The sequence below is a fragment of the Nostocoides jenkinsii Ben 74 genome, assembly GCF_001046875.1.
Taxonomy (GTDB): domain Bacteria; phylum Actinomycetota; class Actinomycetes; order Actinomycetales; family Dermatophilaceae; genus Nostocoides_A; species Nostocoides_A jenkinsii.
In genome coordinates this window covers 999,781-1,023,022 of sequence record NZ_HF571038.1, presented here as the reverse complement: position 1 = coordinate 1,023,022, position 23,242 = coordinate 999,781, and the positions used below count along the sequence as shown (strand labels likewise).

21 protein-coding genes and 1 pseudogene are annotated in these 23,242 nt (G+C 68.3%); 16 read left to right on the top strand and 6 right to left on the bottom strand.

Annotated elements, in window-relative coordinates; genetic code table 11:
* Window positions 1–27: 27 nt before the first annotated feature.
* Window positions 28–159 (top strand): hypothetical protein, encoded by a 132-nt coding sequence (locus BN13_RS20570; protein ID WP_268806953.1) that lies wholly within the window; start codon window positions 28–30, stop codon window positions 157–159.
* On the opposite strand, the pseudogene BN13_RS04795 reads toward BN13_RS20570, so the two are convergent.
* Both BN13_RS04795 and BN13_RS04790 read right to left on the bottom strand, forming a co-directional pair.
* Window positions 156–1,573: pseudogene (locus tag BN13_RS04795) on the bottom strand (GntT/GntP/DsdX family permease). The gene BN13_RS20570 and the pseudogene BN13_RS04795 sit on opposite strands and share 4 nt — an antisense overlap.
* Window positions 1,574–1,591: 18 nt before the next feature.
* A complete protein-coding gene (locus tag BN13_RS04790) occupies window positions 1,592–2,092 on the bottom strand; it encodes a gluconokinase (protein ID WP_048548889.1) in 501 nt (166 codons plus the stop codon).
* Window positions 2,093–2,241: 149 nt separating this feature from the next.
* On the opposite strand from BN13_RS04790, the gene BN13_RS04785 reads away from it, so the two are divergent.
* Genes BN13_RS04785 through dxr form a run of 3 tightly spaced genes read left to right on the top strand, consistent with a single transcriptional unit; the run spans window position 2,242 to window position 4,231 of the window.
* Window positions 2,242–2,721 (top strand): ribonuclease domain-containing protein, encoded by a 480-nt coding sequence (locus BN13_RS04785; RefSeq protein WP_235433939.1) that lies wholly within the window; start codon window positions 2,242–2,244, stop codon window positions 2,719–2,721.
* Window positions 2,718–3,062 carry a barstar family protein gene (locus BN13_RS04780; protein ID WP_053079721.1) on the top strand — a complete coding sequence of 115 codons (345 nt, stop codon included), beginning with the start codon at window positions 2,718–2,720 and terminating at the stop codon, window positions 3,060–3,062. Before BN13_RS04785 ends, BN13_RS04780 begins: the two co-directional genes overlap by 4 nt.
* Window positions 3,059–4,231 carry a 1-deoxy-D-xylulose-5-phosphate reductoisomerase gene (gene dxr / locus BN13_RS04775; RefSeq protein ID WP_048544869.1) on the top strand — a complete coding sequence of 391 codons (1,173 nt, stop codon included), beginning with the start codon at window positions 3,059–3,061 and terminating at the stop codon, window positions 4,229–4,231. The genes BN13_RS04780 and dxr overlap by 4 nt, the downstream gene beginning before the upstream one ends.
* Window positions 4,232–4,293: 62 nt before the next feature.
* On the opposite strand, the gene BN13_RS04770 is transcribed toward dxr, so the two are convergent.
* Window positions 4,294–5,211: a hypothetical protein gene (locus BN13_RS04770; protein WP_048544867.1), complete on the bottom strand. Its 918-nt coding sequence runs from the start codon at window positions 5,209–5,211 to the stop codon at window positions 4,294–4,296.
* Window positions 5,212–5,347: 136 nt separating this feature from the next.
* Here BN13_RS04770 and BN13_RS04765 point away from each other — a divergent pair, with 136 nt between their 5' ends.
* The 3 genes from BN13_RS04765 (at window position 5,348) to BN13_RS04755 (ending at window position 8,874) form a co-directional block, all read left to right on the top strand.
* Window positions 5,348–6,685, top strand: a complete 1,338-nt coding sequence (locus BN13_RS04765; RefSeq protein ID WP_048548886.1) for a M50 family metallopeptidase — start codon at window positions 5,348–5,350, stop codon at window positions 6,683–6,685.
* 118 nt (window positions 6,686–6,803) lie between these two features.
* Complete coding sequence (gene ispG / locus BN13_RS04760) at window positions 6,804–7,958, top strand: flavodoxin-dependent (E)-4-hydroxy-3-methylbut-2-enyl-diphosphate synthase (protein ID WP_048544866.1); 1,155 nt, start codon at window positions 6,804–6,806, stop codon at window positions 7,956–7,958.
* A 79-nt stretch (window positions 7,959–8,037) separates the two neighbouring features.
* Window positions 8,038–8,874: a GNAT family N-acetyltransferase gene (locus BN13_RS04755; RefSeq protein ID WP_048548885.1), complete on the top strand. Its 837-nt coding sequence runs from the start codon at window positions 8,038–8,040 to the stop codon at window positions 8,872–8,874.
* A 78-nt stretch (window positions 8,875–8,952) separates the two neighbouring features.
* On the opposite strand, the gene BN13_RS04750 is transcribed toward BN13_RS04755, so the two are convergent.
* Window positions 8,953–10,239 (bottom strand): hypothetical protein, encoded by a 1,287-nt coding sequence (locus BN13_RS04750; protein WP_048544864.1) that lies wholly within the window; start codon window positions 10,237–10,239, stop codon window positions 8,953–8,955.
* A gap of 30 nt (window positions 10,240–10,269) precedes the next feature.
* Here BN13_RS04750 and BN13_RS04745 point away from each other — a divergent pair, with 30 nt between their 5' ends.
* Both BN13_RS04745 and BN13_RS04740 read left to right on the top strand, forming a co-directional pair.
* Window positions 10,270–11,712: a DEAD/DEAH box helicase gene (locus BN13_RS04745; protein WP_084733571.1), complete on the top strand. Its 1,443-nt coding sequence runs from the start codon at window positions 10,270–10,272 to the stop codon at window positions 11,710–11,712.
* Between the two features lie 144 nt (window positions 11,713–11,856).
* Window positions 11,857–12,252, top strand: coding sequence for a DoxX family protein (locus BN13_RS04740; protein WP_048548883.1), 396 nt, complete (start codon window positions 11,857–11,859; stop codon window positions 12,250–12,252).
* Between the two features lie 102 nt (window positions 12,253–12,354).
* Here the strand turns inward: BN13_RS04740 and BN13_RS04735 are convergent, their stop codons facing one another.
* The gene (locus tag BN13_RS04735) at window positions 12,355–12,783 is read right to left on the bottom strand and encodes a hypothetical protein (protein ID WP_157038441.1); all 429 of its coding nucleotides are present in this window, start codon (window positions 12,781–12,783) and stop codon (window positions 12,355–12,357) included.
* A 52-nt stretch (window positions 12,784–12,835) separates the two neighbouring features.
* On the opposite strand from BN13_RS04735, the gene BN13_RS04730 reads away from it, so the two are divergent.
* From BN13_RS04730 to BN13_RS04700, 7 genes are all read left to right on the top strand, one after another.
* Window positions 12,836–14,602, top strand: coding sequence for a proline--tRNA ligase (locus tag BN13_RS04730; RefSeq protein ID WP_407667890.1), 1,767 nt, complete (start codon window positions 12,836–12,838; stop codon window positions 14,600–14,602).
* A 7-nt stretch (window positions 14,603–14,609) separates the two neighbouring features.
* On the top strand, window positions 14,610–15,374 hold the full coding sequence (locus tag BN13_RS04725; RefSeq protein WP_048544858.1) for an HAD family hydrolase: 765 nt from the start codon (window positions 14,610–14,612) through the stop codon (window positions 15,372–15,374).
* Complete coding sequence (locus tag BN13_RS04720) at window positions 15,365–16,138, top strand: TSUP family transporter (RefSeq protein WP_048544853.1); 774 nt, start codon at window positions 15,365–15,367, stop codon at window positions 16,136–16,138. Before BN13_RS04725 ends, BN13_RS04720 begins: the two co-directional genes overlap by 10 nt.
* Window positions 16,139–16,231: 93 nt before the next feature.
* Entirely contained in the window at window positions 16,232–17,656 is a 1,425-nt protein-coding gene (locus tag BN13_RS04715) for a ferredoxin reductase family protein (protein ID WP_084733907.1), read from the top strand.
* 38 nt (window positions 17,657–17,694) lie between these two features.
* Complete coding sequence (locus BN13_RS04710) at window positions 17,695–18,264, top strand: FMN-binding protein (RefSeq protein ID WP_235433938.1); 570 nt, start codon at window positions 17,695–17,697, stop codon at window positions 18,262–18,264.
* Entirely contained in the window at window positions 18,261–19,037 is a 777-nt protein-coding gene (locus BN13_RS04705) for an FAD:protein FMN transferase (RefSeq protein WP_048544849.1), read from the top strand. Before BN13_RS04710 ends, BN13_RS04705 begins: the two co-directional genes overlap by 4 nt.
* A gap of 44 nt (window positions 19,038–19,081) precedes the next feature.
* A complete protein-coding gene (locus tag BN13_RS04700; RefSeq protein WP_048544848.1) occupies window positions 19,082–19,906 on the top strand; it encodes a uracil-DNA glycosylase in 825 nt (274 codons plus the stop codon).
* Window positions 19,907–19,957: 51 nt separating this feature from the next.
* On the opposite strand, the gene BN13_RS04695 is transcribed toward BN13_RS04700, so the two are convergent.
* Window positions 19,958–23,227: a DEAD/DEAH box helicase gene (locus BN13_RS04695; protein ID WP_053079720.1), complete on the bottom strand. Its 3,270-nt coding sequence runs from the start codon at window positions 23,225–23,227 to the stop codon at window positions 19,958–19,960.
* Between the last annotated feature and the right edge of the window lie 15 nt (window positions 23,228–23,242).

Here is a 23,242-nt window from a genome sequence, read left to right as displayed (position 1 = left end):
AGGCGAATTCCTAGCCTGCTGAGGCGTATGCCGCGACTGCACGGACCCCTGAAAGACCTGCCCCACGATGAGTTGCGGCACATCGCGGGGCAGGTGGTGGACACGGCGATCGCGGGGGTGACGACCTACGTACCGCCGGCAACAGCGAACGAGCGCTAGATGACCAGGTTGACGAGCAGCACCACGATCAGGCCCGTCACCGAGATGACGGTTTCCATCACGGACCAAGACTTGATCGTCTGACCGACCGTCAGTCCGAAGTACTCCTTGACCAGCCAGAACCCAGCATCGTTGACGTGGCTGAAGAAGAGCGAGCCGGCGCCGATCGCCAACACCAGGAGCGCCAGGCCAGGCTTATCCATCCGGCGGCCAGCGGTGACACGATGCCGGCCGCAGTGATCGTCGCGACGGTCGCTGAGCCCGTGGCCAACCGGATGCCCACGGCGACAAGCCAGCCGAGGATGAGCGGGCTCAGCCCCGATCCCTTGGCCATGTCGCCGACGACATTCCCCACGCCGGCGTCGACCAGCATCTGCTTGAAGCCGCCGCCGGCGGCCACGATGAGCAGGATTCCGGCGATGCCCGGCAGGGCCGCGCCAACGGTTTTCTCGACCTTCGACTTGGTCATACCGGTTCCGTAGCCGAGGAGCGCCATACCGACCAGAACGGTGATAAGCAGCGCGACGGGTGGGTTGCCGAGGAATTCCAGGAACGAGCGAACACCATTGCCCTCATCGATGGTGAGTTCGGCGATGGCACGTGCCAGCATCAAGATGACCGGCAAGGTGATGCACAGCATTGCCGTACCGAACCCGGGGCGGCGCAAGGGCTCATCCTTCGTGACTGCCGACCCGCTGTCAGCAGCCTCGATCCCCCCGCCCGGAATGGCGTGCGCATGCACCGGAACCCACTGGTCCACGAACCGAGCAAGTAGCGGTCCGGACACGACCAAAGTCGGGATGGCGACCAAGAGCCCCAGCAGCAAGGTCGTCCCCAGATCCGCGCCGACGGTGTCAATCGCCAGTAGCGGTCCCGGGTGCGGAGGCACGAAGCCGTGCAGAACGGACAGACCGGCCAGCGCCGGAATGCCGACCTTCATCACGGAAATGTCGAGCTTGCGCGCGACCATGATGACGACCGGCACGAGCAGCACCACGCCGACTTCGAAGAACAGGGGGATACCGAGAATCGCGGCGATCAGGGCCATTGCCCACGGCAACTTGTTATCGCTGACGCGCTCGATGATCCGGCTGACAATGGAGTCAGAGCCGCCGGAGTCGATCAGCAACGTGCCGATCATCGCGCCCAACGCCACCAAAAGGCCGACGGATCCGGTGGTCTTGCCGAAACCCGCGGTGAAGGAGGTCACGACGTCATTGGGGGAGACGCCGGCGGAAAGCCCCATCGCGGCGGCGCCGAGGATGAGGGCGAGGAAGGGGTGGAACTTGGCCCAGCTGATCAGCAGGACGACAACAGCGATACCGATGAGCGCGGCGGTCAGCAGCTGCCCCCGCCCGGCATCGGTCAGGGTCTCGGCGTCGGCGAGGGGGATAGCGAAGGGGGCGAGCGCCATACTCATATGAGAACGCCTTCATGCTGTGGGTCGGGGGGGCACGAGCCCGAGGGCGTCGATGGCGTGGTGAATGACTTCAGGGACGTCGTCGTGAACCGTCACGAGGACACCTGGCTCGTCGGGCTCCAACATCTCCAAGGTGGCGAACTGGCTCGGGAGGAGGCTTGGCGGCATGAAGTGGTCCTTGCGATTGGCCATCCGCTGAGCGATGAGCTCTTGATCGTCGTGGAGGTGGAGGAAGCGCACATTGGGGCGCCCCTCGCGAAGGACATCGCGATAGACCCGGCGCAGCGCCGAGCAGGTGACGACCGCGCTTTCGCCGGCGTCGACCTGCTCGCTGATCCAGTCGCCGATCAGCCGCAGCCACGGCCATCGGTCTTCATCGGTCAGCGGCGTGCCGGCGTGCATCTTGTCGACGTTCGCCTGCGGGTGGAAGGCATCGCCCTCAGCGAAGGTCCATCCCATCAGGGTTGAGATTCCTTTGGCCACTGTCGTCTTGCCGGTTCCGGCGACGCCCATCACGATCAGGATGTCGGGATCCACGCCTTGAAACCTAGTGGTCGGCGACGTGCCACACGAGGGTTGCACGGCAGGTGAAACGCGGCGAGGTTCCCGCGAGGTGGAAAGCTGGGCGGTCGGCGGAAGCACCGCCACCTGGAGGAGGACCGGTGAAAAAGGCCGATCGGCAACTGCTCATGCTGCTCGGCGTCGCCCTGTGCGTGCTCGTCGTGTGGTGGGCGATTAGTCGGGGCGCGGCTGAGCCCACCGCACTGCCGTCCTCGACGTCATCGTCGGCCGCCTCCTCGCCGTCCGCCTCCTCGCCGTCCGCTAGCTCGACGGCAAGCCTGGCCACACCAGCCTCCGGCATGGACACGATCGCCGAGTCACAGCTCCCGCGTGAGGCGCGGCATACGCTCGATCTCATCCGCGCGGGCGGGCCGTATCCCTATCACCAGGACGACCAGACGTTCGGCAATCGCGAGCGCATCCTGCCGCGGCAGCGCGCTGGCTACTATCGCGAATACACCGTCGAGACACCGGGATCCGAGGATCGCGGCGCCCGACGCATCATCGGTGGCGCCGACGGCGATCGCTATTACACCGACGATCATTACGACAGCTTCCGGCAGATCGAGGAGGGGCGATGATGCGTCACCTGGGGCGGGATACCCGCATCGCCGAGGTGGTCCGTGGTGAGCGCGCCGCCGGTCGGCAGGTCGAGGTCGTTCCGGCCGGCGCGGACAAGACTGAGTCGCTGCGGCTGTTCGCCGAGGTGCTGGGCTTCCCGAGCTATTTCGGGCACAACCTCGACGCGCTTGCCGACAGCCTGACCGATCACGTTGGCACCCGGGCCGGAGAGTGGTCGCTGATCTGGGACGGCGCCCGCGGGCTGCGCGCCAGCGACGAGGCCACGTATGCCGCGATCGACGACATCCTCGGCGACCTCGCCAACGACAGCGGGGTCCACGTGACCGTGATCGACCGATGACCCGCTCCGTCGCCCTACTCGGGTCCACGGGGTCCATCGGCACCCAAGGGCTCGACGTGATCGCGCGCAATCCCGATCGGTTCTCGGTGGCCGCACTCGCCGCTGGCGCCAACCTCGATCTGCTGGCCCAGCAGGCTGCACGCTTCCGCCCCGCCCTGGTGGCCGCCGCGTCGGGGACGGTCGAGCAGGTGCGCACCGCCATTCGGGAGTATGCCGCGGGGGGCGGCCACGCGGCATACGAACCCGAGATTGTGGTCGGGGAGGACGCGGCCGAGCGGGCGGCCGGGTGCGGCGCGGATGTGGTCCTCAACGGCATCACCGGGGCCATCGGCCTGCGGCCGACGCTCGCCGCGCTCGCGACCGGCGCGCGGCTCGCGTTGGCCAACAAGGAATCTCTGATCATCGGCGGCCCGCTGGTCAAGGCGGCGGCCGCCCCCGACCAGATCGTTCCGGTCGACTCCGAGCACTCGGCAATCGCGCAATCTCTGCGCGGCGGCCGGTCCACCGAGGTCCGACGCCTCGTCGTCACGGCCAGCGGCGGGCCGTTCCGGGGCCGGTCGCGCGCGGAGTTGCGCGACGTGACGCCGAAGGCCGCGTTGGCGCACCCGAACTACGCGATGGGCCGGGTCATCACGACCAACTCGGCGACCTTGGTCAACAAGGGGCTCGAGGTCATCGAGGCGCACCTGCTCTTCGAGATCCCGTTCGAGCGCATCGACGTTGTTGTCCACCCGCAGCAGTGGATTCACTCGATGGTCGAGTTCCACGATGGCTCCACGATCGCCCAGATGGGGCCGCCGCGGATGCTCGTCCCCATCGCCTTGGGCCTGTCCTGGCCCGAGCGGCTGGTGGACATCGACGAGCCCTGCGACTGGTCACGCGCGCAATCCTGGGACTTCCATCCGCTGGATGATGAGGCGTTCCCGGCGGTGCGCCTGGCCCGTCAGGTCGGGGAGGCCGGCGGCACTTATCCGGCGGTCTATAACGCCGCCAACGAGGTCGGCGTCGACGCCTTCCATGACGGACGGATCGGCTTCCTCGACATCGTCGACACGATCGCGCGCGTCGTGGGGGTCCACGACGGCGGCTCGGCGAGCACCGTCGACGCCGTCCTGGCCGCCGACGCGTGGGCTCGCGCCGAAGCCGCCCGGGTGCTCGGAATCGGCTGAGTCAGCCACTCGGCCCGGGTTCGTCTCCGTCGACGGAGCTCGCCTCAGCCGTCGCGCTCGCCTCAGCCGGCGCGCGGTTCGATAAGGGCCGTGACGAGGTGGTGCGAGCCGTCGTCGGTTCCCGTCTCGTAGTAGGCGCGGATTCCCGCGGAGGTCTGCGCGAGGCAGGCATACCGCAGTGCTCGACCGTATGCCGCGGGGGCCGGCCCCGCGGCATACGTCAAGGAAGTGGGGGTGCCGACCGCGACGGCGGTGCGCTCGAAGAAGTTCTCGTCCGCGCTCGCCCGCCCGTCGTAGAGGGCGAGGGTGCCCTCGGGCCCGTCGACCACGGCGCAGACGCGGGCGCCGCGAGCATCCCACTCACCCGGGCGGGCGTCGATGGCCGGTCCGTGCATGGTCCAGTCGAGTCCGTCGGGGCTGGTCGCGTACCACGTGCTCATCCGGTCGGCCTGGTCGTCGCCGCCGTCGAGGGGGTGGCGGCAGGCCCACATTTCCCAGGTCTCGCCGGGCTGCACGATGACGTCCTTCCACGCCTCGACGTCATCGCCGGGCAGCGCGACGGTGCGATCCCCGGAGGGGAGGTCGGCGATCGTGTCGGCGTCGAGCGCCTCCACCCACCAGTGCTTGGAGTTCGGTGTCGAGCAGCTGACATAGATCCGCCAGCCGCCGTCCGGGCGACGTACCAGGGCCGGCCGTTCGAGGGAGGCCGCGCCGAAGTCGCTACTCGGGATGGTGGTCACGGTCTCGAAGCTCAGGCCGCCGTCGTCGGATCGGGCGAGGATGTTGGCCAGCCCGCGACCCGAGCCCTCGGGCCGGCGCAGGCGATAGGCGAGCCAGATGGTGTCGCCATCCACGACGGCCGACGGCCCACCGACCCAGTTGCCAGGGCCGGGAGCCGGCGCGGGGATGACGACGGTGGCCTCCGTGTCGCGGAGGCGGTCGAGGAGTTCGGTGGCAGACAGAGCGGTCCGGACACGCATGGGCCGGGAGTCTAGTGCGGCGCCAAACCACGTCGATTAGCCTGGCCGCTGCGGGAGTGAAACCCGCGCGCCATACGTTGCATCTCTGTCGGGCACCTGCCAGGTGCCGGTCGTCGACGAGCCGGTGAGGTCGAGCATGTTGTATTTGTTGGGGGTGCTGCTCGTCGTTCTCGGCGTCGGCCTCTCGATCGGTCTCCACGAGATCGGTCACCTCGTCCCCGCGAAGAAGTTCGGGGTCCGCGTCCCGCAGTACATGGTCGGGTTCGGGCCGACGCTGTGGTCGACGAAGCGCGGCGAGACCGAGTATGGGGTGAAGGCCATCCCGCTCGGCGGCTACATCCGGATGATCGGGATGTTCCCGCCGCGCCGCGGCGAGGACCCCAACCGCATCCGGGTGTCGAGCACCGGGCGACTGACTCAGCTCATGGACGAAGCCCGCGACCAGAGCCTGTCGGAGGTCCTACCGGGGGATGAGGATCGCGTCTTCTACGAGCTGTCCGTGCCCAAGAAGGTCACGATCATGCTGGGCGGTCCGACGATGAACCTCCTGATCGCGGTGGTCGTCTTCACGGGCCTGTTCACGCTGCACGGCATCTCGCAGACGAGCCCGGTGCTGCAGTCGGTGTCAAAGTGCGTGGACATCTCCGCCGCGGCGACCTCGACTCGCACCTCCTGCACCGCCGACATGCCGCTCGCCCCCGCCAACGCGGCCGGCCTGCAACCGGGGGATCGGGTCGTCTCGATCAACGGAGTCGCCCTCTCCACGTGGGACGACGCCCGCGGTCTCATCCGCGCCAATGCCGGCAAGCCGATCAATCTGGTGGTCGAGCGTGGAGGCCAGCAGTTGTCCCTGACGGCGACGCCGATGGCGGTGCAGTTGCCGATCTATGACAAGTACGGCGCGGAAAAGACCGACGGCGACGGCACCGTGCTTACGGAGCAGGCGGGCTTCCTCGGGGCCGCGGGTACGCCAATGGTGGTGCGCCAACCCCTTAGCGCCGTGCCCGGCCTGATCGGGGAGCAGCTGTGGCAGACCGCCGGCATCATCGTCAACCTGCCGCAGAAGATGGTTGGCGTGGCCAAGGCGGCCTTCAGCGATGAGAAGCGCGACATCAACGGGCCCATCTCGGTCGTGGGCGTCGGCCGGGTGGCGGGCGAGGTCGCGGCGACGGACCGCATCCCCAGCGCGGCGGACAAGGGCATCGTCCTGCTGTCGATGCTTGGCTCGCTCAATATCGCGCTCTTCGTCTTCAACCTGATCCCGCTGTTGCCGCTGGACGGCGGTCACGTCGCGGGCGCGCTGTGGGAGGGCCTCAAGCGGCGGCTGTATGCCGTGGCCGGCAAGAGCGACCCCGGCCCCGTTGACGTCACCAAGGCTCTTCCCCTGGCGTATGCCGTGGCCTCCCTACTGATCGTCATGTCGGCTCTGCTGATGTATGCCGACATCGTCAACCCGATCAAGCTGCCCGGCTGACGTGGACGTCCTTAAGGGACGAGGATGAAATCCCTGCACGGCATACGACCTCGGTGGATAGGTGCGCCCGTTCCGTGGGTGAGGGGTAAATGTCGTTGGGTGAGGGATAATTGACGATGTGAGTGTCTCTCTCGGTCTGCCTGCCTTGCCCCCGCCCGTCCTGGCGCCGCGCAAGAAGACGCGCAAGATCAAGGTCGGCAAGGTTGAGGTCGGCGGCGACGCGCCGATCTCGGTGCAGTCGATGACCACGACGCTGACCTCGGATATCAACTCGACGTTGCAGCAGATCGCCCAGCTGACCGCCGCCGGGTGCGACATCGTGCGCGTGGCCTGCCCGAGCCAGGACGACGCCGAGGCGCTGCCGGCGATCGCCCGCAAGAGTCAGATTCCGGTGATCGCCGACATCCACTTCCAGCCGAAGTATGTATTTGCCGCGATTGACGCCGGCTGCGCGGCCGTGCGGGTGAACCCGGGCAACATTCGCCAGTTTGATGACCAGGTCAAGGAGATCGCCCGCGCCGCCAAGGATGCGGGCGTGTCGATCCGCATCGGGGTCAACGCGGGGTCGCTGGACAAGCGGTTGCTGGCGAAGTACGGCAAGGCGACGCCGGAGGCGCTGGTCGAATCCGCAGTGTGGGAGGCCAGCCTCTTCGAGGAGCACGACTTCCACGACTTCAAGATCTCGGTGAAGCACAACGACCCGGTCGTGATGGTGCGGGCCTACGAGATGCTGAGCGAGCGGGGGGACTGGCCCCTGCACCTCGGGGTGACCGAGGCGGGGCCGGCCTTCCAGGGGACGATCAAGTCGGCGACGGCCTTCGGTGCGCTGCTGTCGCAGGGCATTGGCGACACCATCCGCGTGTCGCTGTCGGCGCCTCCCGTCGAGGAGGTCAAGGTGGGCCTGCAGATCTTGCAGTCGCTCAACCTTCGGCCGCGGAAGCTGGAGATCGTCTCGTGTCCGTCGTGCGGTCGGGCTCAGGTCGACGTCTACAAGTTGGCCGAGGAAGTGACCGCCGGCCTGGAGGGCATGACGGTTCCGCTGCGGGTTGCCGTGATGGGGTGCGTCGTTAACGGCCCCGGTGAGGCGCGCGAGGCCGATCTGGGCGTGGCCTCGGGCAATGGCAAGGGCCAGATCTTCGTCAAGGGTGAGGTCATCAAGACCGTCCCGGAGTCGCAGATCGTCGAGACGCTGATCGAGGAAGCCATGCGTCTTGCCGAGGAGATGGGCGAGCCCATCGACGGCGAGGGTGCGCCGTCCGTCACGGTTTCCTAAAGCCAGATCGGCGTATGCCGCGCGGCCCCGTCGCGTGACACCGCCCCCGTTTGAGGGCAGGCTTGGCCCCGTGCTGCGCATGCGAACTCCCACCCGATTCCTCGGGTCGGCCGACCGTGATGCGGCCTTGGAGTTGTGTGCCCGGCATCCGGCCGAGAATGTTTTTGTCGCCGCGCGCATCCTCGAAGCTGCTCCCTTCGGGGGCGGGACCCTCATTGGGTATGAGGAGGATGGTCGCCTCGAAGGCCTGTGCTGGAGCAACGCCAATGTCGTTCCGGTGGAGACGGATTCGGTGTCCCGGCAGGCTATTGGGGACCGGCTGCGGCGGTCGCGCGGCGGTCGGGCGGCCTCCTTGCTCGGTCCTGCGGACCAGGTGCTGGACCTGTGGGACCGCGTGCAACCAGGCTGGGGGCGGCCTCGCGCGCTGCGCGGCGTTCAGCCGCATCTGGTGACGACGACGCCGCCGAGTCGACTGGGCGTGACGTTGGACGAGCGGGTGCGCCGAGGGCGCGCGGACGAGGTCGACCTCATCCTGCCGGCCGCGGCGCACATGTTTACTGCCGAGATCGGGTATCCGCCCTATCGAGGGTCGTCGCGCAGCTACCGGGCGCTGATCGCGGCAATGGTGGAGCGCGGCCATACGTATGTGGTCGTGGAGAACAACGAGGTGATCTTCAAGGCCGACGTCGGGTCGGTCGGGCTGGGGTGCGCCCAGATTCAAGGGGTCTGGTTGGCGCCGTGGCTGCGCGGGCAGGGGCTCGGCACGCCGGCAATGGCCGCTGTCGTGGAGCGGGTCTTGGTCGATATCGCGCCAACCGTGACGCTCTATGTGAATGACTACAACACTGCCGCCCGCGCGATGTACGCCCGGATCGGGATGCACCAAACCTCTACGTTCGCCACGGTCTTGCTCTGACGACCGGTGGGATGGCAGCCCCCTGACTCTCGAACTTGAGCACGCCTTACGAACTTGAGCACGCCTTGCGGGGCGTGCTTAAGAACGTAAGGCGTGCTCAAGTTCCAAAGAGGCGGCGGGCGCAAGTTGACGGGCCGGTAGAATTGGCCGGTGAAACATGCGAGCCCACACGGGACCGGCAAGGACAAGGCCCGGTGGAGCACGGCCAAGAAGGCCGCCGCCCGGAAGACCAAGAACGACAAATTGAAGGCGGAGAAGGCCGACCGGCGCGAGCCGGTGGAGCCGCGCAAGAAGGCGCGCTGGGTCGACGGCAAGCCCGCCCGCCCGGAATCGGCGGACAAGGGGAAGCGTCGCGGCCACGCCGAGCGTGATCAGGACCGCCGCCCGCGCCGGGAAGGCGAGCGCGCGGCATACGACGAGCGCCGCCCGGCCCGGCGGGACGAAGGCTTCCGTCCGCGCGAGGACAAGCGCCGCCCCCGGTGGGAGCAGGAGCACGGGACGAGCCGGTATGGCCGTGACGACCGTCCCCGCGATGACCGCCGCTCCGACGAACGTCGGGGAGATGAGCGCCGCTGGGACGAGCGTCGGCGGGATGACCGCGGGGGACGTCCCGATGGCTCGACGAGTGGCCGCGGGGGCTGGAACCGAGACGACCGACGCGATGATCGCCGCGAGGACAAGCGTGCGGGCGAGCGTCGCGAGTGGAGCAACGACCGCCGCGAGGATCGACGCGACGACCGCAGTGGGCCGCGGCGTGAGTGGAGTAACGACCGTCGAGAAGACCGCGGAGGCGATCGCCGGGGGGACCGCGGCGCCGAGCGACGTGACTGGAGCCGGGATCGCGACGACAAGCGCGGCGGCGAACGTCGCGAGTGGACCGGTGCGCGCCGTGACGAGGGCCGCGAGGACGGCCGCAGCGACCGTCGCGACGACCGCAGCAACCGTCGCGACGACCAGCGCGATCGTCGTGACGACCGCGGTGGGCCCCGGCGTGAGTGGACTAACGACCGTGGCGACTACCGGCGCGACGGCCGTCGTGACGACGGCGGCGCGCAGCGTCGCGAGTGGAGTAGCGACCGTCGCGACCGCGGTGACGACCGCTCCCGCGATGACCGGCCCCGTAGCGACCGGCACCGGGATGACCGGCGACGTGATGATTGGCGAACCGACGATCGGCGACCTGATGACCGGCGCGGCGAGCGCCGCGAGTGGAACCGGGACGCCCGCGACTCCGGGCCCCGTGACTCCGGGCAGCGCGATTCGGAGCGACGCGATTTTGGGCGGCGCGACGGTGAGCGGCGCGAAGGGGAGCGACGGGACGCGGCATACGGGGATCGCCCGGCGAAGCGCCCTGTCGGGTGGCATTCGGACGGGCCGCGGCTGCAGGCGCGCCCAATGCGTGAGGAGCGCAGCCGCGCGTGGCGGACTACCGAGCCGACGTTCGCCCCATCGGCGAGCGAAGCGCCCGTGGAAGGCGACGCTGTGGTCGCCGCGAGTGAGGGGAACGAGTCGACGGCGCCAGCCTCAACGACCCATTCCGGTGTCCTGTTCGCCGATCTGGGCCTCCCCGAGGCGATGGTTGCCGCTTTGGGGGCACGCGGCATACGGCACGCGTTCCCCATCCAGGCTGCGACGATCCCCGACTCCCTGGCGGGGCGGGACTTGCTCGGCCGCGGGCAGACGGGGTCCGGCAAGACGCTCGCGTTCGGACTGCCCACGCTGACACGCCTGCGCAGCGGTCGCTCAACCCCGAATCGCCCCCGGGCCATCGTCCTGGTGCCGACGCGCGAGCTGGCCCTGCAGGTGGCCGATGCCCTCGAACCGATCTCGCGCGCTGTCGGCGTGAGTCAGAAGGTCGTCGCGGGCGGTATGCCGTACCCGCCGCAGCTGATGGCGCTCGACCGCGGCGTCGACCTCGTGGTGGCGACCCCAGGACGCCTTCAAGACCTCATCGAGCGCGGGGCCGCGGTGCTCGACAATGTCGACATCGTCATCCTCGACGAGGCCGACCACATGGCCGACCTGGGCTTCTTGCCGGAGGTCACCGAGATCCTCGATCTCGTCCCGGAGGGCGGGCAGCGGTTGCTGTTCTCGGCGACGCTGGACAAGGGGATCGATGAGCTGGCCAGCAAGTACCTCGTCGATCCGGTGACCCATTCCACGGACGACCCGACGGCGGCCGTGTCGACGATGGAGCATCGCATCCTGCTCATCGAACCGTCGATGAAGAAGACGCTCACCGCCCAGATCAGCGGTCGCCCTGGCAAGACGCTGATCTTCGTTCGGACGCAGCTCGGCGCTGATCGGGTTGCGGGTCAGCTGCGCGAGAGCGGGATCATGGCGGGCCCGATCCACGGGGGTCTGAATCAGTCGGTACGCAACAAGGTGCTGGAGGCATTCAAGGACGGGCGACTGTCGGTGCTGGTGGCGACGGATGTGGCGGCGCGCGGCATACATGTGGATGACGTGAGCCAGGTCGTTCAGGTGGACCCGCCGGCAGACCACAAGACGTATGTGCACCGCGCCGGGCGCACGGCTCGGGCCGGGTCTGCCGGGTCGGTCGTGACGCTGGCGCTGCCGCATCAGCGCAAGGCGATGGAGCGGATTGTCGACGAAGTTGCGCTGTCGATCAGTCCCGAGCGGCTGGACAACGCCTCGGCTGCCGCTGAGGGCATTCGTCCGACAGGCGCTCCCGTGCCGGAAGCGTGGTGGCAGGAGATCATCGCGCCGCGCCCCCAGCGCGGCCGTCGTGGTCCCGGTCGACCGCGGCCGGATGGCGCCCGTCGCCCCCGACGCGATGGTGTGCGCGGGGACGGCCCGCGGCGCCCGCGCTACTGAGCCATCGTGGTCGGCCGGACGCGTACGTTTCCGGCCGACTCAGCACAAGTTAGTCAACTGTGGACAGCTTGCACGGTGTCCATAGTTGACTAACTGCTGCTAGCAGCAGCTAGTCAAGAGGCCGGGGCGCGTAGCGTGGGCGTCATGCCTCCCGCTCCCTTGACCAAGGACATCACGGCACTGGCTGCGCTCTTCGCGACCTCCGGTGTCACGCACTTCATCAAGCCCCAGCATTTCGAGGGCATTGTGCCGAAACTGTTGCCGCGCAAGCGGGAACTTGTCTACATCTCCGGCGTCGCCGAGCTCGCCTGCGCCGCCGGGTTGCTGCATCCGCGCACGCGCAAGGCCGCCGGGTTGGCCAGCGCAGCCCTGCTCGTTGCGGTCTTCCCGGCCAATGTGCAGATGAGCGTCGACCAGGGCAAGCGCGCCCAACGGGTGGCGGGCAATGCCTCGAACGCCGCCTTCGCTGCCACGCTGGCCCGGCTGCCCATGCAGCTTCCGATGATCAAGACGGCGTTGCGGGCGGCCGGCCGGATCTAGTGGCTGAGCGGCTCAACTCAGCACACGTTAGTCAACTGTGGACAGCTTGCAAGGTGTCCACAGTTTCCTAACTGCTGCTAGCAGCAGTTAGGAAGGGGGGCCTCAGGCGGGAGCCTGCGCCACCCAGCGCATCGGATCGCCCCAGCCCAGGCCGCCCTCGCCCGCCGACTTCAGCGCCAGCGCGACCAGCGTGCGACGGTGGGCCGCGAAGGTCAGGACGTGGGCGATCATGCCGCCATACGTGAACACCTCGGCCGGCTCGCACAGGGCGTCGACGAAGGTGTCATCGAGGCGTTCCTCCTCGATCGCTGCCCGCACCGCCGACATGAACGCCGGGTCCTCCGCGGCGAGCCGGCGCCGCAACGAAGTCACCGATTCGTGCTCCTCGATCGACCAGTCGTACTCGCGATTGGCCAGCGCGGCATTCCACATGCCCATCTGACCGACCAGGCGCGACAGCAGGCTGCGAATCGTTTGCTCGTCCTCGTCGACCGACAGTTCGATCTGCCGATCGAGCGCCGCATCGTCCAAGCGCGCGCGGATATCCTTGCTGAGCCCCAACCCAAGGAGAACCCTCGTGGCTATGCGTATGTCGTCCCTGTTCCTGCGGACCCTTCGCGAGAACCCGGTGGACGCGGAGGTGCCGAGCCATCAACTGCTCGTGCGCGCGGGCTACATCCGGCGCGTCAGCCCCGGGATCTACACCTGGCTGCCCCTCGGGCTCAAGGTCCTCAAGCGGGTCGAGCAGATCGTTCGCGAAGAAATGGACGCGATCGGCGCGCAGGAGTTGCTCTTCCCTGCCCTGCTGCCGCGCGAGCCCTACGAGGCCACCGGTCGCTGGACCGAGTATGGCGACGGGGTCTTCCGGCTGAAGGACCGCAAGGACGGCGACTACCTCCTCGGCCCCACCCACGAGGAGATGTTCACCCTCGCGGTCAAGGACCTGTTCTCCTCCTACAAGGACCTGCCGGTCACGCTCTACCAGATCCAGACCAAGTACCGCGACGAGGCGCGGCCTCGCGCCGGCATCCTGCGCGGTCGTGAATTCGTGATGAAGGACTCCTACTCCTTCGATATCGACGACTCGGGCCTCGACAAGAGCTACCAGCTCCACCGCGATGCGTATGTCCGCCTCTTCGACCGCCTCGGCTTCCACTACGTCATCGTCCAAGCCATGGCGGGAGCCATGGGCGGGTCCAAGAGCGAGGAGTTCCTCGCGACCGCCGACAACGGCGAGGACACCTACGTCCGCTGCGCCAATTGTGCGTATGCCGCGAACGTCGAAGCCGTGAAAGTCACTGCCCCGCAGGAGCTTTCCCTCGACGGCCTCCCCCCGATGCGGGATGAGGACACTCCCGACGCGCCAACGATCGCCTCGCTGGTCGAGCGGCTCAACGAGCGGATCCCCGGCGGTGCCCCGAATGGCGGTGCGTGGAGTGCCCCCGACACCCTCAAGACCGTCATCGTCATGCTCGTCCACCCCGACGGCACCCGGGAGCCCCTGGCCATAGGCATTCCCGGCGACCGCGAGGTCGACGAGAAGCGCCTTGCCGCCCAGGTGGAGCCCGCCCGTGTGGAGGCCTTCGAGGAGAAGGATTTCGCGGCATACCCCACGCTGGTGAAGGGGTATATGGGGCCGCTCGCGCTCGGCTCCGAGAGTGAGTCCGCGATCCGCTTCCTTGTCGACCCGCGCGTCGTGACGGGCACCCGCTGGGTCGCCGGTGGCAACAAGCCCGGCGTGCACACGGTGGAACTGGTCGCCGGACGCGACTTCGTTCCCGACGCCACCATCGAGGCGGCCGAGGTGCGCCCCGGCGATGCCTGCCCCAACTGCGGCAACCCCCTGGAGTCCGCGCGCGGCATCGAGATGGGCCACATCTTCCAACTCGGTCGCAAGTACGCCGAGGCCCTCGACCTGAAGGTCCTCGACGAAAACGGCAAGCTCCAGACGGTCACGATGGGCTCCTACGGCTTCGGCGTCTCGCGCGCCGTCGCCTGCATCGCCGAGGGCAACAACGACCAGTACGGCCTGGTGTGGCCCCGCAACATCAGCCCCGCCGACGTCCACATCGTCGCCGCCGGCAAGGACGACGCGATTTTGACGTATGGCGAGGAGCTCACCGGGGCGCTCGAAGCGGCCGGCGTCGAGGTCATCTTCGACGATCGCAAGCAGGCGAGCCCGGGCGTGAAGTTCAAGGACGCGGAGCTGATCGGCGTCCCGACCATCGTCGTCGTCGGCAAGGGCCTGGCCGACGGAACGATCGAGATCAAGGACCGACGCTCGGGCGAGCGTCGCACCATCGCGATCGCGGACGCCGTGGAGAGCATCCTCGCCGAGATCGGCGGCTGACCCCGGCGTGGCGGCGAGAGAGTCCCGAGCGGCGGTCGAGGCGGTCGTCTTCGACTGGGGCGGCACGCTCACCCCGTGGCACACGGTGGACCTCGGCGAGCAGTGGCGGGTGTACGCGCGGGAGGTGCACGGCATACCCGTGGATTCGGAGGCGGTGAGCCCGGAGGACGTTGCCGCCGCGCAGGACTTGGCCGAGCGGGTCTTTGCCGCCGAGGCGGCGGCGTGGGCACGCGGGCGGGCCGAGCACTCCAGTGCTGCGCTTGATGCCATCCTCGCCGCGGCCGGTGCGGACCCGGAGCACGACCGGCACCTGCTCGCCCTCGCGGCATACCGGCGCTTCTGGGAGCCCCATACCCTGACCGACCCGCAGGTCCGCCCGTTGTGGGAAGGGCTGCGGGAGAGGGGAATCCGCGTCGGCGTGCTGTCCAACACCATTTGGACACGCGACTATCACCGCGAGATTTTCGCCCGGGACGGGGTGCTCGACCTGATCGACGCGGACGTCTATTCCTCGGAGATCCACGTCGTCAAGCCGCACGCCGAGGCCTTCGAGGCGGCGCTCGCGGCCCTGGATGTTCCGGCCGAGAACGCGGTCTATGTCGGCGACCGGATCTTCGAAGATGTCTGGGGCCCGCAACAGATCGGGATGCGCGCCATCTGGATCCCGCATTCGGACCTGCCGGACAATCAGCGCGTCGCCGTCGAAGCCACCCCGGACGCCGTCGTCCACGAACTGCGGGAGATTCTCGACGTCGTGGACCGGTGGGCATAAGCGGCGTCCCGACCGAGGTCTGGCTTGGACTTGCGGCGGGCTTCGCCGGGTGGCTCGACGCCGTCGTCGGCGGCGGCGGTCTCGTCCAGATTCCCGCGCTGCTGCTGGGCGTGCCGGGCGCTACGCCGGCGCAAGTGCTGGCCACCAACAAACTGTCCTCGGTCACCGGCACCATCAGCAGTTCGATCACGTATTACCGACGGGTGCGACCGGACCTGCGCACCGCCCTCCCGATGGCTGCGGTGGCCTTCCTCGGCGCCATCGGCGGCGCCTTCATCGGGGTGCACATCCCCAAGTCGGCGTTCAATCCGATCGTCTTGGTGATGTTGCTCCTTGTTGGGGCCTACACCCTGCTCAAGCCGGATCTCGGGTCGGTGACGGCACTGCGACACAACGGGATTCGGCATACGGGCCGGGCGATGGCAGTGGGTTTCCTGATCGGGATCTATGACGGGGCACTCGGCCCCGGCACCGGTTCCTTCCTCGTCTTCGCGCTCGTCGGTCTCCTCGGTTATGCCTTCCTCGAAGCCACCGCCAAGGCCAAGATCGTCAACCTCGCCACCAACTTCGGGGCCTTGGCCGTCTTCATTCCCGGGGGACATGTCATGTGGCGGCTCGGCCTGATCATGGCGGCGGCGAACCTGGTGGGTGGCTACGTCGGCGCGCGCACGGCGGTTGCCCGAGGTTCGGGTTTTGTGCGCGTCGTCTTCATCGTTGTGGTCGGGGCGTTTGTGACGAAGCTGGGCTGGAGCATGCTGGCCTGACACCACGGCCCTCCGACGCGTCCCCGGCAAGCACGAAGCCAAGCCATGGCCGGCACACAGGTGCGCCACAGGATCGGGCCCGACATTGAGTGCGTGAGCATCTCGTTAGCGCCGGTCTCTCCGCTGGCCGACCCTGCCGTGTCGAGCGTCAACGGGTTCCCGGTCCGCCGCGTTCCGCGGTGGTGGCGGGACTTTTCCGGAGCGCTGTTGTGGGGCCTCGTGCTGTGGGTCACCGCCTTGTGGATGAGTTCCGGCGGGCTCAACGACGTGGGTTCCATCGGCGGGTTCATGAGCACATTCGGCCGGCTGACCGGCCTCGTCGCCTCGGCACTGCTGCTGGTTCAGGTCTTCCTGATGGCCCGAGTGCCCTTCGTCGAGCAGGCTTGGGGTCAGGACCATCTCACCCGCATCCACCGGGTTGTCGGCTTCGCCTCCTTCAACCTCATGCTCGCCCACATCGTGCTCATCACGCTCGGGTATGCCGCGACGTCCCCCCTCGGGCTGTGGGGCACGATCGTCGACTTCACGCTGAACTACGCGGGGATGCTACTCGCGATCGCCGGCACCCTTGCCTTGTGCATGGTGGTCGTCACCTCCGTGCGTCGGGCGCGGCGCCGAATGCGTTACGAGTCGTGGCATCTCATCCACCTTTACGGCTACCTCGGTGCCGGCCTCGCCCTGCCTCACCAGCTGTGGACGGGCGCGGACTTCCTCCAGTCCCGCACGGCGACCATTTTCTGGTGGAGTGCGTATGCCGCGTGCGCCATCGCCGTCCTCGTCTACCGAATCGCGGTGCCCCTGGTGATGAGCCTGACCTCGCAACTGCGGGTGGTCGAGGTGCGCCGCGACGCAGAAGACGTCACCACGGTCACGGTGGCCGGACGCAACCTGGACGATCTCGGCGCGCAGGCCGGCCAGTTCTTCAACTGGCGCTTCCTCGGGCGCTCGGGGTGGACGCGTGTCAACCCGTACTCGCTGTCCGCGGCCCCGACGAGCACCACATTGCGGTTCACCGCCAAGCATCTCGGTGACGGGAGCGCCGCATTGGCCCGGCTGAAGGTCGGCTCGCGCGTGCTCATCGAAGGCCCGTATGGCCGCCTCCACCCCGGCGTGCGCACGCGTCCGAAGGTGCTGCTCTTCGCCGCCGGCATCGGCGTCACGCCCATGCGGGCACTGCTGGAGGCGCTCCCGCAAGAGGCCGGCCAGGTGACCATCCTCCACCGAGTCAGCGCGCAGTCGGATCTGGTTCTCGGAGATGAGATTCGGGCGTTGGCAGCCGAGCGCGGGGCGCGCTACGTCGTCGTCGACGGCCACCGGATGACGGGCCGGCAAAGCTGGCTGCCGCAGCGGGCCGCGCACCTGGACGACGTCGCCGGCCTGCGCCAGATCGTCCCGGACGTCGCCGAGCGCGAGGTCTACCTTTGCGGCGCCGAGGCCTGGATGGTCGCCGCCGAATCCGCCCTGCGCGGCGCGGGAGTCCCCGCCGACGCCATTCACGTCGAGCACTTCGCGCTCTGAAAGGTCACCCTCCAATGCGACGCATCACCCTCTGGCTGATGAGCACGATCTCCGCCTTGGTCCTGCTGTTCAGCTACCCCACCTCCACGAACTCGACCACTGCGGCGAGTGGCGCCGACGACTCCGTCGAGGCGGCAGTGACCCCCAACGCGACCACCACCCCCGAGGCGACGGCCACACCGGACGGTGCGGCGACCACCGATGGGTCGGCCACCAGCGATGCCACCCCGAGCGATGCCACCGCGAGTGATGCCACCCCGAGTGACGGCTCGACGTCGGCGACGGATCAATCGACCCCGTCCGACGCGGGCTCGACCAGCGACTCGGCGACCGGGACTTTTGCGGGGGACTCCGTGATGACCCGGTGGGGTGCCGTGCAGGTGCAACTCACCGTCAAGGACGGCCAGATCACCAAGTCCGAGGTCATCCAGATTCCGTGGGACAACCCCCGCGACCAACAGATCAACTCGTATGCCGTGCCGATCCTCAACAAGGAGGTCGTCACCGCGCAGACCGCCTCCATAGACATGGTCTCCGGTGCCACCGTCACCTCGGTCGGCTACATCCAGTCCCTCCAGTCCGCCATCGACCAGGCCCACCTCGCATGAGCCGCGCCGACACCGCCCCGTTGCCGATCCACCGCGGCCAACCACTCCTGCGTCGCCGTGCCTTTGTCGAGCACCTCATGGGTATGCCGATCTCCTTGCACGTCAAGGCAATCGACGTCCATCGCGACGACATTGAGGCGGCGGCGCGCAACGCCTTCGCGATGCTCGATCGCGTCAATGACATCTTCAGCCTGTGGCGCGACGACAGCGAACTTGCCCGCCTTCAGGCCGGTGACGTCCTCGCGGGGGAGTGCCACCCCTGGCAGGGGGAGGTCATGGAGTTGGCGCTTGAGGCCGAGGAAGCCACCGAGGGACGGTTCAGTGCCTGGTTCGGTGAGCGTGCGGCATACGACCCGACCGGGCTGGTGAAGGGCTGGGCGGTCGACAAGGCCGCCGACTTCCTGCGCGTCGTCCCCGGGATTTCCTTCTGCCTCTCGGCGGGCGGAGACCTCGTTGTCGGTGCTGGTCCGCACCTGCCAGGCGGAGCCCCGGCCTGGTTGATCGGCATCCAGGATCCGTATGCCGCGGACGGCTACGCCGCAACGGTCGAGGTCGCCCGGGGCGCGGTCGCCACGTCGGGCTCGGCCGCTCGGGGAGCCCATGTGATCGACCCGCGCACCGGGTCCCCGATCAGCCGGCCGGGGTCGGCCACCGTCGTCGGACCGGATCTCGTCTGGGCCGATATCTGGGCAACGGCGGCGTATGTCGATCCCGCCGGCCTCGCCGACCTCCTGCCGCGGCGCGCTCCGAGCTATCACCTGTCGCTGCTCTGAGGAGGAGGGCATTGCAGCGGGCACCGTCCGGCTAGATTCACGGCGTGGGTGCAGATCCTCCCGTCAGCAGCAGTGCGTTCTCGTCACCGGTGCTCCCCGGCTCGGGATGGCCGGGGGATGCTGCCACGGCGGGCACGCCGATCGCGGCCGACGGCGAGGACGTGATGGCGATCGCTGCTGACGCCGTCACCATCACCGACCTAGCCGCGGCCATCTCCGTATGCCGCGCCTGCCCCCGCCTCGTCGCCTGGCGCGAGGAGGTGGCCATCACCAAGCGGGCCGCCTTCGCGGATCAGGCCTACTGGGGTCGGCCGGTTCCCGGCTTCGGAGACCCGCGAGCCCACCTGCTCATCGTCGGTCTGGCCCCTGCCGCCAACGGTGCGAACCGGACGGGTCGGATGTTCACCGGCGACCGCAGCGGGGATTGGTTGTATGCCGCGCTCCACCGTCTCGGTGCCGCCAACCAGCCCGCCAGCGTCGACGCGGGGGATGGGTTGCGCCTGTCGGGCGTGCGCATCACGGCCCCGGTCCACTGCGCTCCGCCGGCGAACTCCCCGACGGGGGCGGAGCGGCATACGTGTGCGCCGTGGTTGGATCGGGAACTCGCCCTCCTGCCCGACGTGCGAGCCATCGTCGCGCTCGGCGGAATCGGGTGGGACGCAACCCTGTCGGCGCTGGCGAGGAATGGATTCGCCATCCCTCGGCCCAAGCCAAAGTTCGGCCACGGAGCACGCGTCGACGTGGCGAATCCCGGCGGCCGCGTACTGGCGGTCTTCGGCTGCTACCACGTCAGCCAGCAGAACACCTTCACCGGCCGGCTCACCGAGCCGATGCTCGATGACGTCTTGGGTCGGGCGCTGGCCATCTGACCTCTGCCGGCTGACCTCTGCTTGCTGACGCCGTGCCGCGGGCCCCGGCCGTCAGTCGGCTTCCAGGAGCGCCCGGATGTCGTCGGCAGTGATGCGGCCGGACATCGAGCCACCATCGTCGACCACCCGGTTGAAGAGGTCGCGCTTGCGGTCCTGCAAGGACACGACCTTCTCCTCGATGGTGTCGGCGGAGATGAGCCGATAGACCATAACCATCTTGTCCTGACCGATTCGGTGGGCCCGGTCGATGGCCTGGGCCTCGGCGGCGGGGTTCCACCACGGATCGAGCACGAAGACGTAGTCCGCCTCGGTCAGTGTCAGGCCGACCCCGCCCGCCTTGAGGCTTATCAGGAACGCGGTGGCGCTGCCCTCCTTGAACTCCTTGACCACGCTCGCCCGGTTGCGCGTGGCGCCGTCCAAGTAGGCAGTGCTGATCCCGGAGGCATCTAGGTGGTCCTGGACCAGTTTGAGGAAGCCGGTGAACTGGCTGAACACCAAGGCCCGGTGACCCTCGGCATGCAACTCGGCGAGATGCTGGGTGAGGATCTCAATCTTGGCCGGTATGCCGCTTCCCACCTGCTCGGGGTCGACCAGCCTCGGATCGAGGCTGAGTTGGCGAAGGCGGGTCAGGGCGGCCAGGATCGCCACCCGGTTGCCCACGGGATCGTCCAGGAGGCCCAGGACGCGTTGGCGCTCGCGCTGGAGGTGCTGGTCGTAAAGACGGCGATGGGTCGGCGTGAGTTGGACCCGGAGCTGCTGCTCCTGCTTCTCCGGCAGATCGGTGGCCACCATGTCTTTGGTCCGACGGAGCATCAGTGGCTTGATGCGGCGCCTCAGCCGGTCAAGCACTTCCGGTGACTCGCCGGACTCGATGGGGCGCCGATAGAACTCGGTGAACTTGTCGGCGCGCGGGTAGAGGCCGGGCGCCACGATCGCCAGCAGGGACCACAGGTCCATTAGCGAGTTCTCCAACGGAGTCCCGGTCATCGCCAACCGGAACGGCGCCGTCAGCTTGCGCAGCACCTGGTGGGTCTTGCCGACGTGGTTCTTGACGTACTGCGCCTCGTCGAGGATGAGTCCGCGCCACGGGATCGCGGTGAACTCATCGCCGTCGATCCGGGCTACGGCATAGGAGGTGACGACCAGGTCAGCCTCGGCGATCGCTTCCGCGAGCGGGGTTTTGCGGCGCCTCGCGGTCTCGGCGAGAACCACGACCCGCAGGCCGGGGGCGAAGCGCTCGGCCTCGCTTGACCACACGCCCAAGACGCTGGTCGGGGCGACCACGAGGACCGGGCTCGTCAAATCGCCTGCGGCCCGGGCATTTTCGAGCAAGGCCAGGGTTTGCAGCGTCTTGCCCAGACCCATGTCGTCGGCGAGGACGCCGCCGAGGTCGGCACTCCACAAGGCGTGGAGCCACTGGAAGCCGTCACGCTGATAAGGACGCAGCGTCGCCAGCAGGCCGGGGGGATCCGGCGGGGGCGGCGTCTCGGCGAGGTGTCGCAGCCGATCGACGCTGTGTGTCCACGCGGCGCTGTCGACGGTCGTCTCGCCCAGGCTCGCCAACTCGTCCCAAAGACTCACGTGGTAGCGCGAAATGCGCATCCCAGCGCCGGGCTCGATGAGTTCGCGGGCTTCGGAGATGAGTTGCCGCAAGCTGTCCAGCGCGGGGTCGTCGAGCCGGAACCAGACTCCCGAGTCGAGGATCATGGCTTCGTCGCCAGCGACCAAGGCGCGAAATAGCGGCTCGAACGGCACGACCTCGCCGTTGACGCTCACGCTGATGCCCAGGTCGAACCAGTCGGTGCCGCCAAGGCTCGACTCGGACAGGCCGACGTCGATCAGGGGGGCCTCGCTGGCCTCCTCGTAGGCGATCAACTCGTCGTCGAAGGTGATGTGGATGTCGGGCTGGAACTCTAACTCGGGCAACACATCGTCGATGAACCGAATCACCGGCATGCCCCGCAGCTCCACCTTGTCGGCGAGCTCGTAGGGGCTGGCGGGGTTGGCCCGGCTCCGGGCGCCCGGGATGCCATCGAGGACATCGAGACTCGCCAGGAGCGACTGCTCGGCGAAGCGATGCCTCGGCAATGGCCCAAGATCGCGAGTGAGCAGCGCCCCGGAGGGCGCGGCATACGCGAAATCGAAGAGGATCGACAGGCGCGTCGGGCCGGGCTGGGACAGCCGAATGCGCAGCACCGGCCGCGCTTGCTCCGGGATGACCACGGAATCGTCCGGTGACTCGACGCGGGTGACATTGCGCAGGCGGGGCAGGTAGAGGCTGAGGAAGCGGTCGACGTCGGCTGGGGGCACGCGCACGGGCCGCTTGCCGGCGAGCAGTGCTGCCAATCGGGGATCGAGCGGTGCATCCAGTGGTGCCAGGGTCAGCCCGTCGGCGGTGGCGATCGCGAACCCGTGGGGCGGCGAGCCGAGGGGAGTGGTGCCATGAACCTTTGACCCGATGACGTGGCTGTCCAAGGTGGCCTCGAGGGTAAGGCCGTTGCCGTCCTGCGTCACGTCCAAGACCACTTGCACTGGATCGGCCGACAGCCGGACGCCACCGCTGGGCAGATTGGGGCCGGGAAGGAGCTCCACGCCGCAGTCGACGGCCGCCCGCAAGAGCGGCCAGATGCGCGGGCCCAAATCACCGAGGAAGACATCGCCGTAGCCGTAGTAGGAAAAGTCCCGGGACTCCGCCACCCGATAGAGATCGTGGATCGCCTTCAGTGCCGATTGGTGCGCCTTGTTCAAAAGCACGCGTGGGGTATGGGCAGTGATGTCCCCCCACGTGAAATTGCGTGCCCACCCGGCGCGGGTGCGGCGAGTCGGGCGCACCAACACCCGCGGCTGAGACCGGCCACCGTGGATCTGCGCGATCGGTTGCGCCAGATCGACCACGAGCCCCAGCGGCATACCCTCATCGGTTTTGGTCGGCTCATCGTCGATGAGAGGGGCGAGCAGACGCTCCCAATCGGAGGAGGGCGCGTCGCCGCCGCTGTCCTGGAAGATCGCGCGGGCGGCCAGCAGGACCGCGACCGTGTGCTTGCAGTCGGCCCGCATGGGGCAACTGCAGCGGGAGACCCACCGGACCTGAGAGTCGGTGCGCTCGCTGGTCACGGTGATCAGGGTTTGATAGGGCAGCCGGCTGGTGCCCTCGACCTCCGCCAACAGCACCCGGCCCTGATCGGCGGCGGTGATCGAGCGGACCATGTCGGCCTGGGCATAGGAGTGGCCGCGCGCCCACGTCGCCCCACCGACGTGGCGCTGAATGCGCTCGTCGGTCAGGTCGGCCAGCCAACGGGCCGAGGTGAGCGGACTGTTCATCCGCTCAACGTAACC

Excerpts from the sequence above, each read along its gene's own strand:
- BN13_RS20570 (WP_268806953.1), top strand. The coding sequence starts at position 28 with ATGCCGCGACTGCACGGACCCCTGAAAGACCTGCCCCACGATGAGTTG.
- BN13_RS04745 (WP_084733571.1), top strand. The coding sequence starts at position 10,270 with ATGCGTGAGGAGCGCAGCCGCGCGTGGCGGACTACCGAGCCGACGTTC.
- BN13_RS04765 (WP_048548886.1), top strand. The coding sequence starts at position 5,348 with ATGTTGTATTTGTTGGGGGTGCTGCTCGTCGTTCTCGGCGTCGGCCTC.
- dxr (WP_048544869.1), top strand. The coding sequence starts at position 3,059 with ATGACCCGCTCCGTCGCCCTACTCGGGTCCACGGGGTCCATCGGCACC.
- BN13_RS04730 (WP_407667890.1), top strand. The coding sequence starts at position 12,836 with ATGCGTATGTCGTCCCTGTTCCTGCGGACCCTTCGCGAGAACCCGGTG.
- BN13_RS04780 (WP_053079721.1), top strand. The coding sequence starts at position 2,718 with ATGATGCGTCACCTGGGGCGGGATACCCGCATCGCCGAGGTGGTCCGT.
- BN13_RS04695 (WP_053079720.1), bottom strand. The coding sequence starts at position 23,227 with ATGAACAGTCCGCTCACCTCGGCCCGTTGGCTGGCCGACCTGACCGAC.
- BN13_RS04790 (WP_048548889.1), bottom strand. The coding sequence starts at position 2,092 with ATGGGCGTCGCCGGAACCGGCAAGACGACAGTGGCCAAAGGAATCTCA.
- BN13_RS04740 (WP_048548883.1), top strand. The coding sequence starts at position 11,857 with ATGCCTCCCGCTCCCTTGACCAAGGACATCACGGCACTGGCTGCGCTC.
- BN13_RS04705 (WP_048544849.1), top strand. The coding sequence starts at position 18,261 with ATGAGCCGCGCCGACACCGCCCCGTTGCCGATCCACCGCGGCCAACCA.
- BN13_RS04770 (WP_048544867.1), bottom strand. The coding sequence starts at position 5,211 with ATGCGTGTCCGGACCGCTCTGTCTGCCACCGAACTCCTCGACCGCCTC.
- BN13_RS04710 (WP_235433938.1), top strand. The coding sequence starts at position 17,695 with ATGAGCACGATCTCCGCCTTGGTCCTGCTGTTCAGCTACCCCACCTCC.
- BN13_RS04750 (WP_048544864.1), bottom strand. The coding sequence starts at position 10,239 with ATGCCACCCGACAGGGCGCTTCGCCGGGCGATCCCCGTATGCCGCGTC.
- BN13_RS04755 (WP_048548885.1), top strand. The coding sequence starts at position 8,038 with ATGCGAACTCCCACCCGATTCCTCGGGTCGGCCGACCGTGATGCGGCC.